This is a genomic window from Propionicimonas sp. (genome assembly GCF_047606205.1).
In the GTDB taxonomy this organism is placed as follows: Bacteria; Actinomycetota; Actinomycetes; order Propionibacteriales; family Propionibacteriaceae; genus Propionicimonas.
Genome location: NZ_JASGES010000004.1, coordinates 1 through 12,973 on the forward strand (window position 1 = coordinate 1; position 12,973 = coordinate 12,973).

At 72.0% G+C, this 12,973-nt stretch carries 5 protein-coding genes; all 5 read left to right on the plus strand.

The features are described 5' to 3' along the window. Nucleotides 1–156 precede the first annotated feature (156 nt). From QM633_RS00260 to QM633_RS00280, 5 genes are read left to right on the plus strand one after another with little or no spacing between them, the layout of a single operon-like run. The gene (locus tag QM633_RS00260) at nucleotides 157–3,543 is read left to right on the plus strand and encodes a hypothetical protein (protein WP_415151714.1); all 3,387 of its coding nucleotides are present in this window, start codon (nucleotides 157–159) and stop codon (nucleotides 3,541–3,543) included. Between the two features lie 17 nt (nucleotides 3,544–3,560). Continuing rightward, nucleotides 3,561–7,319, plus strand: a complete 3,759-nt coding sequence (gene nifJ, locus QM633_RS00265; RefSeq protein WP_415151715.1) for a pyruvate:ferredoxin (flavodoxin) oxidoreductase — start codon at nucleotides 3,561–3,563, stop codon at nucleotides 7,317–7,319. Beyond that, nucleotides 7,316–8,320 carry a dihydroorotate dehydrogenase-like protein gene (locus QM633_RS00270; RefSeq protein ID WP_415151716.1) on the plus strand — a complete coding sequence of 335 codons (1,005 nt, stop codon included), beginning with the start codon at nucleotides 7,316–7,318 and terminating at the stop codon, nucleotides 8,318–8,320. The genes nifJ and QM633_RS00270 overlap by 4 nt, the downstream gene beginning before the upstream one ends. A 16-nt stretch (nucleotides 8,321–8,336) precedes the next feature. After that, complete coding sequence (locus tag QM633_RS00275) at nucleotides 8,337–11,300, plus strand: aminotransferase class III-fold pyridoxal phosphate-dependent enzyme (RefSeq protein ID WP_415151717.1); 2,964 nt, start codon at nucleotides 8,337–8,339, stop codon at nucleotides 11,298–11,300. Between the two features lie 9 nt (nucleotides 11,301–11,309). Beyond that, entirely contained in the window at nucleotides 11,310–12,536 is a 1,227-nt protein-coding gene (locus QM633_RS00280; protein WP_415151718.1) for an NAD(P)/FAD-dependent oxidoreductase, read from the plus strand. The last annotated feature ends 437 nt before the right edge of the window (nucleotides 12,537–12,973 follow it).

Consider the following 12,973-nt stretch of genomic DNA (forward strand, 5'->3'; position numbering starts at 1 on the left):
CCCGCCGGTCGGGACCACGGGGCCGGCGCGGCCGACGCGCCCCGTCGGCTGGCCGGACTGCGGGACGCCCGCGCCACTGCTGCACGTTCGTTCGACGTCGCGGTCCCTGAAGCGAGACCCGTCCGGCGCGGTCGTACGGGCCACGACAATGGGGTCATGGCTCCCATCGAACCCGCTGCCATCTACTTCCGCCTCGCCCAGCTGGGCCTGCCGATGCCCGAGGACATCCAGGATTCCGCGACGGCGAAGCTCGTCGCGCCGATCATCGCGCGGCAGCGCGAGCTGAGCCGGCGACTGTCCGACCGGCTGTGCGCGGCCGACCAGCGCATCCAGGACTGGCTGGACGACTTCCTGGCCGACACCGGCATCACCCCGCACCTGCCGCGGCGGACCTTCGTGCTGGACGAGCCGGGCCTGGCCAGGGCGCTCTCGCTTCCGCTGGATGCCGACGAGTTCTCCTCCCCGCTGTTGAGCAGCTACCGGCTGGCGAACGGGGTGCTGCACAATCCGGCGAACGACCGCCGGACGACGGCGGGGGTGTTCCACCTGGCCGAGGGCGGGCTGCCGATCCCCGACGACAAGCTGGCCGTGCCGAAGCCGGTGTTCGCGAAGCTCCTGGAGCTGGCGTTCCAGCCGCCGGAGGTGGACCTCGTGCTGCCCTACACCGCCAACCAGGCCCAGCCGGCGGCGTGTTTCGTGTCGCTCCAGCTGCGTCCGCTGGTCGCCCCGGAGGTGCCCGGCTGGGTGCGCGAGAAGCGGATGGAGACCCGGTTCATCGTGCCGGGCGGCCTGGTGGCGAACCTGGATTTCGTGGAGGGCATCTTCGGCAACGGCGGCGATCCGTACCTGCCCGAGAACGACGCGTCCCTCGCCCCCGAGACCTGGACCGGCCACACCGGCGCGGTCATCCTGGCCCCGCACCTGACGAAGGTCACCAAGAAGAGCCTGGGCCTGCCGCACGTGAGCGAGGCGTCCGTGCGGCAGAAGCGCGACGGCATGTGCTGGGAGTCCGAGGAGGAGTGCTACAACGGCGGCCAGGCGTTCAAGGCGTGTGCGCGGGATGCGCGTGGCGTGATCGTGACCGTGATCGCGGACAACTACTTCGGCTACTGCAAGAAGGAGGTCAAGACCCAGATCTCCTACTCGGCGAACCTGTTCGGGAACGCGGAGGAGGAGCACGCTGGCGGCGCCCTGGTGTTCCCGTCCTACAACCTGGGCCAGGAGTACACGGTCAGCGCGCGGAGCGATGAGGTGCACACCCTGACGGAGGTGCTGGAGCGGGACCCGCAGCGGTTCCGGCTGCAACCGCAGGGCCACGCGGTGGACTCCGAGCAGCCCCACATCGTGCTGGTGCCGATGGACTCCCACTTCTCGCTGCGGACGCGGTCGATCACCTGGGCGAACCCCGACGGCAGCGAGAGCACGATCGCGCTGCGGGCCGACACGTCCTACCTCACCCCGGACGGGTACCAGGTCGAGATGCTCCAGCAGGCCGCCGACCGCACCCAGTGGAGCCTGCGCGGCACCGTGGCGATGGCGACCTCCTGCCACAAGCCGGCGACGGTCTCGGGCGGGGGCAAGTCCGAGATATCCAAGGCGATCACGGACGCGTTCATCTTCGGCAACGTCTACACCCCGGATTTCGACGCCGACATGGACGCGGTGGCCGCGATCCTGGAGCGCGACTTCTCCGACCGGTTCGCCGATCCGGCGCTGCGCGGCACCGACCAGCGCCGGCTGCTCGCCGGGAACCGCTCGATCGGCAGTGTGATCAAGCTGCTCACCCCCGGCGCGGAGTACTCCTCGGAGTACAACGCCTGGCTGGAGTCGATCCCGCAACACGTCAGCGAACTGGTCTACGTGGTGAAGCGGTTCTACCGGCCCGAGTGGGGCACGGACTGGCGCAGCCACTTCACCGTCGGGATCATCAACGGCCGCCGCGGCGTCCAGCTACGCCTGGACGGGGAGAAGATCATGGTGAACATGCTGCGGGTCGGCTTCGAGGCCGACGGGTCCTGGCGGCTGTTCGGCCTGCGGCACGACTTCAACCCGGCCGTGAAGGTGCAGACCGAGGACGACATCACCGCCTCCGTCGTGATCAGCGGGCGCATGGTCGACCTCGACACCGACCGCTCCTACAAGCTGGTCGAGAACTGCGAGGAGCTGCTGTTCCAGCGACCGGACGACGCGATCCACCGCGGCTACGACAAGCAGACCGAGCGCGACCTGTCCCAGCCCGGCACGTTCCTGTCCAACTTCGAGCCGCTCAGCCACGCCGACGCGGTCGCGATGCGCGACGACGCGGTGGCGTTCAGCCAGTTCACCGAGCCCATGCAGAAGTTGATCAGCGACTTCGCCGACTCCGACCCCGACTCCTCCCCTGCCTACTTCGTCTCGTCGGCGAACCCGCGCCTGGTGAACGGCACGCCGAGCAAGAACCCGCGGTACCTGCAGAAGCGGCCCGACCGGACCAACGCCGTCGCGACGGCCATCTCCGACCTGGCCTCCCACCTCGTCCGCAAGCTGCCGGCCGGCGCACCGCTGCCGCTGCCGGTGGACGTGGTTGCGGCCGGCCGGCGCAACAACCCTCCGGACGGACCCGTCCCGCCGCTGTGCTCGTACAACCCGCTGCACTACATGGAGCTGCCCGAACTGTTCGCCGAGTTCATCTCCTCGATGACCGGCAAGTCGCCCTCCACCACGGGGGCGGGCTCGGAGGGTGCGATGACCAAGGGCCCGTTCAACGCGATGCCGGCCGTGCTCGACCTCAACGCCGCGCTGCTGTCGTTCGCGCTCACCCGCGACGACGGCTGGGTGTCCTGCGCCGGCTACGTCGGCCCCCAGGTGCGGGTCGACCACGACATCTCGATGCTCGTGCCCGAGGTGTTCAGCCGGATGACGCCGACCGAGCGGAAAGCGGAGAACCTGATCGCCGAGGGTGCGCTGGAGCCGATTCCCGACTTCGAGCACCACGGACGCACAGTGCTGGCCAGCCGGCTGGGGTACCGGATGACGCAGGCGTTCGCCCGCACCTACTTCGGCCGGATCTTCCTGCACCCGCACGCGGTGTTCACCCCGGAGATGCTGCGTCCCGAACTCCAGGACCCCGACGTCTTCGCCGAGTCGGTGGACGTCATCGTCGCCACCCACCAGCGGGTCGCCCAGTCCTACTTCGACGACGGCACGATCAGCCTGGCCATCCCGCCGCTGAGGGCGCTGCTGGAGATCATGGCCCACGGCACGTCCGCGGAGGGGTGGACGCTGGACACCCCGGAGTTCCGGGCCCTGTTCGGCAGGGAGTCGATCCTCGCCTCCGACTGGTACGCCGCCCGCCTGGACGCCAAGCAGGCAGCGGCCGTCACCCGCGCCGAGGCCGGCCTGAAGGCGCTGCAGAAGTTCGTCTCCACGCCCGGCAACGAGGAGCCGTCCCAGCGCCTGGACGTGCCGCGACGGATCGAGGCCGCGCAGGCCGAGTACGACAAGTTCAGCAGTGCCGCCTACCGCGCCGGGATCGTCGGGACGGTGGGCCGCCAGCCCTTGTGACAGGCGAGAATGTGCAGGTGAGTCCCGAACCAGAGCGGCCGGCCAGAGCCACCATCGACGGCAACGAGGCGGCGGCCCGGGTCGCGCACGCGCTGAGCGAGGTGCTCGCGATCTACCCGATCACGCCGTCGTCCGCGATGGGCGAGGCGGCGGACGCGTGGTCGGCGGCGGGCCGGGCGAACCTGTGGGGCTCGGTCCCCGACGTGGTCGAGCTGCAGTCCGAGGCGGGCGCGGCCGGCGCGCTGCACGGCGCGGTAACGAAAGGCGTGCTCGGCGCGACGTTCACCGCGTCGCAGGGCCTGCTGCTGATGCTGCCGAACATGTACAAGATCGCCGGCGAGCTGACCCCCGCGGTGGTCCACGTCGCGGCGCGGACCGTCGCCACGCACGCCCTGAGCATCTTCGGCGACCACTCCGACGTGATGGCCGCGCGCACCACGGGCTGGGCGATGCTGTGCGCCTCCAGCGTGCAGGAGGCCCACGACTTCGCGCTGGTCGCCCATGCGGCCACGCTGCGCACCCGGGTCCCGTTCGTGCACTTCTTCGACGGCTTCCGGACCAGCCACGAGGTGAACACGATCGACCTGCTGGAGGAGGCCGACCTGCGGGCGCTGGTGCGGGAGGAGGACGTGCTCGCCCACCGGGCCCGCGGGCTCACCCCGGACGCGCCGGTGGTGCGCGGCGTCGCGGAGAACCCGGACACCTACTTCCAGGCGGCGGAGGCCGCCAACCCGTTCCACCTCGCGGTGCCCGAGGTGGTCGCCGAGGTCTTCGACGAGTTGGCAGGGCGCACCGGACGCCGCTACTCGCTGGTCGACTACCACGGCGCTCCCGACGCCGAGCGCGTGGTCGTGGTGATGGGCTCGGCCGCGGGCTGCCTGGCCGAGACCGTCGACGAGCTCCTCCGGCGCGGGGAGAAGGTCGGCCTGGTCACGATCCGGCTGTTCCGCCCGTTCCCGACCGCGGCGTTCCTCGCCGCCCTGCCGCGAGGAGCCCGTTCGATCGCCGTGCTCGATCGCACCAAGGAGGTCGGCGCCCCGGCCGAGCCGCTGCACGCGGACGTCCTGGTCGCGCTGGCGTCGGCCGCCGGCAGCGGTGTGGAGAAGGTCATCGGCGGCCGCTACGGCCTGTCGTCGAAGGAGTTCACGCCGCCGATGGCGAAGGCGGTCTTCGACGAGCTGGCGACGGCGCGTCCCAGAGCCCGCTTCACCGTCGGCATCACCGACGACGTCACGCACCTCTCGCTGACCCCGGACGCCGGCTTCCGCGTCCCCGACGACGCGGTGTCGGCCGTCTTCTTCGGCCTGGGCTCCGACGGCACCGTGGGCGCGGCCAAGAACTCGGTGAAGATCATCGGCGCCCGCCCGGGCGCCCACGCGCAGGGCTACTTCGTCTACGACTCGCGCAAGTCCGGGGCGGTGACGGTGTCGCACCTGCGGTTCGGGACCGCGCCGATCCGCTCCACCTATCTCGTCGGCGCGGCCGACTTCGTGGCCGTCCACCAGTTCGGGCTGCTGACCTCGATGAGGACCGTGGACGTGGCCCGGCCCGGCGCGACCCTGCTGATCAACTCCCCCTACGGCGAGGACACCTGGGAGCATCTGCCGGTGGAGGTGCAGGCGGAGATCGCCGCCAAGCAGCTGCGCACCTGGGTGATCGACGCCGAGGCGGTCGCGAAGGCGGCCGGGCTCGGCAAGCGGATCAACACCGTGATGCAGCCGTGCTTCTTCTACCTGTCCGGCGTGCTGCCCGCCGACGAGGCGGTCGCGGCGATCAAGGCCTCGGTGGAGAAGACCTACGGGCTGCGCGGGCGCACGGTCGTCGAGCGGAACTTCGCCGCCGTCGACGCCGCGATCGGGGCGCTGCAGGCGCTGCCGGCCGGGCTGCGTCCCTCCAGCCACAGCCACCGGCTGCCGCCGCTCCCCGACGCCGCGGGCGACTTCGTGAAGCGGGTCACCGGCGCCATGCTGCACGGAGAGGGCGACCTGCTGCCGGTGAGCGCGCTGCCGGTGGACGGGACGTGGCCCACCGGGACGGCGAAGTGGGAGAAGCGGGGGATCGCCGCCGAACTGCCGGTGTGGGACCCGTCCCTGTGCATCGACTGCGGCAAGTGCGCGGTCGTCTGCCCGCACGCCGCGATCCGGATCAAGCTCGCCGACCCCGCCGACCTGGCCGGTGCACCGGAGGGTTTCCGGGACAAGGAGTACCGGGACCGGGCCCATCCCGGGCGGCGGCTGATCGTCCAGGTGGCGCCGGACGACTGCACGGGCTGCGGGATCTGTGCGGACATCTGCCCCGCCCGCGACAAGAGCGAGTTCAAGCACAAGTCGCTGGACATGCGACCCGCGCGGGAGCACCGGGAGCGGGAGCGGGCGAACTTCGACTTCTTCGGTGGCCTGCCGGAGGCCGACCGGACGCAGGTCCGGCTCGACCAGGTGAAGGGGGTCGCGCAGCTGCAACCGCTGTTCGAGTTCTCGCTGGCCTGCTCCGGCTGCGGCGAGACGCCGTACATCAGGACGCTCACCCAGCTGTTCGGCGACCGGATGATCATCGCCAACGCGACCGGCTGCTCGTCCATCTTCGTCGGCAACCTGCCGACCAGCCCGTACACGACCGGGCCCGGAGGGCGTGGCCCGGCCTGGTCGAACTCCCTGTTCGAGGACAATGCCGAGTTCGGCCTCGGCATGCGGATCGCGTGGGAGCAGCAGCACGGGGAGGCGATCCGGCTGCTGAAGGAACTGCGCACCGAGGTCGGCAGCGAGCTGGCCGACGCGATCCTGGGCGCCGACCAGGCCGACGAGGCCGGCCTGGCCGCCCGGCGTGACCGGGTCGCCGAGCTCAAGCGTGTGCTGGCGACCCACGCGTCCGAAGCTCGGTTGGTCGAGCCCGTCGAAACCCATCGGCCGGTCGAGCCTGTCGAGACCCCCGGGCTGGTTTCGACAGCCTCAGCCAGCCGCGTCCGGACCGAATTGGGGACGGTTCCTGACTCGGTCCAGACGTGGAGTGGACCGAGTCAGGAACCGTCCCCAACTCGGTCCGGTGAGGGCACATCGGGGAGCGTGACCCAGCGTGCGCAGCGGCTGCTGTCGCTGGCCGACGAGCTGGTCGACAAGTCGGTGTGGATCGTCGGCGGCGACGGATGGGCCTACGACATCGGGTACGGCGGGCTCGACCACGTGCTCAGCTCGGGACGCAACGTCAACATCCTCGTCCTGGACACCGAGGTGTACTCCAACACCGGCGGCCAGGCGTCCAAGGCCAGCCCCAGGGGTGCGACGGCGAAGTTCGCCACCGCGGGCAAGGCGACACCCAAGAAGGACCTCGGGATGCTCGCCCAGGCCTACGGCAACGTCTACGTCGCCCAACTGGCGATCGGGGCGAACCAGCAGCAGACCGTGCGCGCGATGCTCGAGGCGCAGGCCTGGCCGGGCCCGTCGCTGCTGATCGCCTACTCGACCTGTATCGCGCACGGGATCGACATGGCCACCTCGATGAGCCACCAGTCCGAGGCGGTGAGCAGCGGGTACTGGCCGCTGTACCGGTTCCGTCCCGGCGGCGACGGCCATCCGCTGCACCTGGACAGCCGTCCGCCGAGCACGCCGGTGCGCGAGTTCATGCTCGGAGAGGCCCGGTTCGCCATGCTGGCGAGGGCGAATCCCGCCCGCGCAGAGGAATTGGCCGCGCTGGCCCAAGCGGATGCCGACGAACGCTGGCACTATTACTCGCAACTGGCCGGTGTGGAACGGGTACTGCCGGCGGTCAAGGAGGAACCATGAGGCCCCAGCTGGCCACCACCTACCTCGGGCTGCCGCTGTCCGGCCCGGTGATCGCCTCGGCCTGTCCGCTCACCGGCAGGCTCGACTCGCTGCTGGAGCTCGAGGCCGCCGGCGCGTCCGCCGTCGTCCTGCCGAGCCTGTTCGAGGAGGAGGTGCTGGCCGAGGAGGGCCGGCTGGCCGACCTGCTCGGCACCGGCGACGACTTCGTCGAGTTCAGCGGCGCGCCGCTGCCGGACATGGACCAGCCCGACCTCGGTGCCGGACGGTTCGTCGGCCTGCTGCGCAAGGCCAAGCAGCAACTGCGGATCCCGGTGATCGCCAGCCTCAACGCGACCCGGCCCGGGTCGTGGCAGCGTTATGCCGCTGAGCTCGCCGACGCCGGCGCGGACGCGCTGGAGCTGAACCTCTACACCATGTCCACCGACCCGGCCGTGTCCTCGGCCGACCTCGAGCTCAGCCACCTCGCCGCGATCGAGGCGGTCAAGATCGCCGTCGACATCCCGCTGTCGGTGAAACTGTCGCCGTACTACGCGGCGATGTCGACGTTCTGCGCGCAGGCGGTCGACGCCGGAGCGGACGGGCTGGTCCTGTTCAACCGGTTCTACGCCCCCGACATCGACCTGGAGCGGCTCGCGCTGCTGGCCAGGGCCGACCTCTCCGAGCCGGACGACCAGCGGATCGTGCTGCGGTGGCTCGGCATCCTGCGCGGGCAACTGCCCGAGACCAGCCTCGCCTGCACCTCCGGCGTCCACTCCGGGGCGGAGGTGCTGAAGGCGCTGCTGGTCGGGGCGGACGTGGCCTGCACGGCGTCGGCGATCCTCCGTCGCGGCCCCGAGGCGATCACGTTGATGCTGGCCGAGGCCGAGGAGTGGCTCACCGCCCACGAGTACGAGAGCATCGCCCAGTTGCGTGGCTCGATGAGCGCGGCCTCCGTCCCGGACACCTCGGTGTACGAGCGCGCCCAGTACGCCGCCGTGCTGCACTCCGGCAACTACGCCTGACCCGGCCCGCCCCACGGTGAGCGGCCTGGCGGGGAGCTACGGCACCGGACGCCCGGCCGTGGACGCCGCCGCGGCCGCGACGCTGCTGCGGCGGCGCTACGGCATCGACGCGGACCCCCGCGAGCTGGGCAGCCAGCAGGACCGCAACTACGCCGTGGACACCCCGGCCGGCACCAGGGTGTTGAAGGTCTTCCACGCCGCGACGGGACGTGCCCGGGTCGCCGACCAGCTCGCCGCGATGGCGGCCGTCGCCGACGCGGGGATCGACGCCCCGCGGCCGCTGCCCGGCACCGACGGCGAGTTCGTCCAGCACTGGGCCGCTTCCGACGGCACCGAGCACCTGGTCGTGCTGCTCAGCTTCGTCACCGGGCGGCAGCTCGTCGACGCCGGGCACCTCTCCCGTGCGGTCGCCCGTTCGCTCGCCGGCGTGGCCGGGCGGGTCTGCGCGGCGCTCGGCCCGCTGCGGCTGACCGGCGAACACGGCTCGCAGTGGAACCTGCAGCACGCGATCGAGGTGGTGCGCGCGCTGGCGGGCGCCGTCCCCGTCCAGGACAGGGCGTCGCTGAGCGAGGTCGCGGAGAGCGCCTGGGCCGAGGTCGCGGCGCTCGCCGGCGGGTTGCCCCGGCAGCCGATCCACGGGGACATCACCGACGACAACGTGGTCGTGCCCGACGAGGCGGACGCCGGGGTCCGCGGCGTGATCGACTTCGGTGACCTGACCCGCAGCTGGCGGGTGGGCGAACTCGCCGTGACGCTGTCCTCGATGCTCCACCACGACCTCGACGATCTCGGCGTCCTCGCCGACATGGTCGCGGCCTTCGACGCCGAAACCGGGCTGTCCGACGATGAACTACGGGCGGTGTGGCCGCTGGTCCAGCTCCGGTGCGCGGTGCTGGTGGTCTCGGGATGGCAGCAGCTGGCCGTCGACCCTGCCAACGACTACGCGCGCACCCGGATGGCCGCAGAACAGGCCTGCTTCGAAGCGGCGGCACGGTTGCCGGCGCCGGTAATGGCGAACCTCCTCCTGGCCGGCCTCGGTCGCACCGCGTCAGGCGCGGACGGCGGGCGGCTCCTCGCCGTTCCGGGGCAGCCGGAGTTCCCGGTGCTGAGCCTCGCCGCGGACTCCCCGGCCCTCGACGGCGGTGGCTGGGCGGCCGGCGAGGCGGAGGCCGCCGTCCTGGCCGGTGCCCTCGCCGGTCGCCAGGACGTGGTGGTAGTTCCGCAGGGGGAGTACCGGCTCACCCGTAGCCGGCCGTCCGACCGCCCGTCCCTGCTGGCCACCTTCGCGCTGGTCGCCGAGCTGGTCGCAGCGAGGCCGTTCGGCATCGAGGCCCGCGCGAGGCTGGTCGTGGCCGAGGCCGGCGAGAGCCGACTCATCGCAACCCTCGAGGGCGGCGGCACAGTCCTGCGCATCCTGGGCGCCGGTGCCGCCGCGGGGATCGTTCCCGGGACGATCGTCGAGCCGGGGCAGCTGCTGGCGCTCGCCGGCCTCAGCGGCGGCCTGGCCCGTGCGCAGGTACAGCTCGGCACCGCCGGTGCGGCCGCGCCCGCCTTCTGCACGGCCGACGTCGCCCCGGGCTGGGCTCCGCTGGTGCGTGGCACGAACACCGCTCTGGGTGTCGCCGAGCCGGCGGCGTCCACCCCGGAGGCCGCCGCGCGGTCGGAGCAGGCGCGCAGGAACCGTTTCCTGCCCGGCAACACCGAGCGCTACTACGCCGATCCGCCCCAGATCGTGCGCGGCTGGGGTGCGTACCTGGTCGATGCCGGTGGACGCGTCCACCTCGACCTCGTCAACAACGTGGCGGCGATCGGCCACTCGCACCCTGCCGTGCGGGAGGCGGTCGACCGCGCACTGGCCAGGCTGAACACGAACTCCCGCTTCCTGTACCGGGTGCTGGCGGACTACTCCGAGCGGCTGCTGGCCACGACCTGGGGCGGCGGTTACGACAGCGTGCTGCTGGTCAACAGCGGGACCGAGGCGATGGACCTGGCGCTGCGGATCGCGAAGGCTGCCACCGGACGCCGCCAGGTGATCACGCACCGCGAGGGCTACCACGGTTGGTCGGCCGCCTCCGACGCGATCACCACCTCCGCCTACGACAACCCGCACGCCGCGGGGAGCCGCCCCGGCTGGGTCAGCATCGCGGCGTCCCCGAACCCCTATCGCGGCACCCACCGCGGTGCGGCCGCGGCCGCCGGCTATCTGGCCGATGTGGACCGCCTGATCGCGGGGATGCAGGCGAGCGGCCGCCCGCCCGCCGCCGTGGTGATGGAGAGCATCCTCGGCAACGCCGGTGGGGTGGTGCCGCCGGCGGGGTACTTCGCCGGGCTCATCGAGCGCGTCCACGCCGCCGGTGGGGTGGCGATCGCGGACGAGGTCCAGGTCGGCTTCGGACGCACCGGGGACAGCTTCTGGGCCGCCGAGGCGGAGGGGGCCCTGCCGGACCTGCTCGTCTGCGCGAAGGCGATGGGAAACGGGTTCCCGATCGGGGCGGTGATCACCCGCGGTGAGCTCAGCGAGGCACTCGCCAGGGAGGGCCTGTTCTTCTCCACGACCGCCGGTTCACCTGCCGCCTGCGCGGCGGGGATCGCGGTACTGGACGTGATCGAGCGCGAGGACCTGATGGCGCACGCCCGCGTCGTCGGTGCCCACCTGCGCGACCGGATGGCCGAGCTGGCCGCGCGGCACCCGATCATCGGCGCCGTCCACGGCCGCGGCCTCTACCAGGGCATCGAACTGGTGACCGACACCGAGACCCTCGCCCCTGCCGCGAGGGAGACCGCGCTGCTGTGCGAGGCGCTGCGGTACCGTGGGGTCATCGACCAAGCCACCTCCGAGCGTCAGAACGTGCTCAAGGTGAAGCCGCCGATGGTGCTCACCACCCGCGACGTCGACTGGTTCACCGGGGCGCTGGACGACCTCCTCCGCGGCTGGTCGCAGGACCGTCCCACGCGCGGGAAAACGGTTCCGCCTGGGTAAGGGGGCAGTGTGCGATACCTGATCATCGGCGGCGGGCTGGCCGCCGCGAAGGCCGTCGAGGGCATCCGCGAGCACGACCGGGACAGCGACATCCGGCTGGTCACCGAGGAGGCGCACCTGCCCTACGAGCGTCCCCCGCTGTCGAAGGACGTCCTTGGCGAGAAGGCCGAGATCGAATCGGTGTTCCCGCATCCCGCGAGCTGGTACGCCGACCAGGGGGTCGGCCTCGTCCTCGGCGACCCGGTCGCGTCCATCGACCCGGTCGGGCGGACGGCCACGCTGCATGGTGGCGGACTGCTGCCGTGGGACCGAGCGCTGGTCGCCACCGGCTCGCAGGTGCGCCGGCTGGGCGTGCCCGGTGCCGACCTGCCGGGCATCCACTACCTGCGCACGATCGACGAGTCGCTGGCCCTGCTCTCGCGGCTCAGGGAGGGCGGCGACGTCGTGGTCGTCGGCGGCGGCTGGATCGGCCTGGAAGTGGCGGCGGCCGCCCGTGCGCACGACTGCCGCGTGACGCTGATCGAGCCGCAGGCGGCTCCGCTGGAGGGTGTGGTCGGCCCGACGCTGGGCGCGTGGTTCGCCCAGCTGCACGAGGCGCACGGGGTGCAGTTGCGACTCGGGACGGGCGTGGTGGCGTTCACGGGTGACGGCCGGGTGAACGGTGTGGTGACCGAGGGCGACGTGACCATCCCCGCCGACGTCGTGGTGGTCGGGGTCGGCATCCGTCCGCGGACGGAACTGGCCGCGTCCGCCGGTGCGCAGGTGGAGGACGGCGTCCTCACCGACGCCAGGCTCCGCACGAGCGTGGACGGGCTGTGGGCGGCCGGCGATGTCGCGCGCTGGGACAGCACACTGTTCGGACGCAGGCTGCGGGTCGAGCACTGGGCGAACGCGCTGGACGGCGGTCTGGCGGCGGGCCGCTCGATGGCCGGGGCCGACGTGATCTACGACCCGGTGCCGTTCTTCTTCTCCGACCAGTACGACGCCGGCCTGGAGTACGCGGGCTATGTCCCGCCGGACGCGGGGGCCGAACTCGTCGTCCGCGGCGACCCCAGGAACGGCGAGTTCATGGCGTTCTGGGTGGTGCCGGAGGGCTCCGGCGTCCGCCTGCTCGCCGGCATGCACGTCAACACCTGGGACACGATGGACGCCGTCCAGGACCTGATCCGCCGCCGTGCCGTGGTCGCGACCGCTGCGCTCGCCGACCCGTCCGTCCCCCTTCCCGAGCTCTCCTGAGCCCGCGCACCGCGAGCCCGCGCGCCGCCGCGGCGACCTTCCCCCGGGCTCGCCACCACCGGGCCGACGCCCACCCGAGGACGGCCCCACCGGCGCTCGCCTCCGCCGACCCCCGGCAGGAGGGGACGGTTCTTTTCCCGTTCGCTGGTCTGTCCCCATTCCCCTTCGCGGGTCTGTCCCCGTTTGCCCGTCGGGGGACGGTTCCGCGAACGGCAAAGGGGACGGTCCCGCGAACGGCAAAGGGGACGGTTCGACGAACGGGAAAGGGGACGGTTCGACGAACGGGAAAGGGGACGGTTCGACGAACGGGAAAGGGGACGGTTCGGCGAACGGGAAAAGAACCGTCCCCCATCGGTCCGGCTACTTCCTGGCCGTCCCCCACATCGTGCGGACGACCTGGCCGCCCACCCGGATCACCTGGTTCCAGAAGGTGGGCG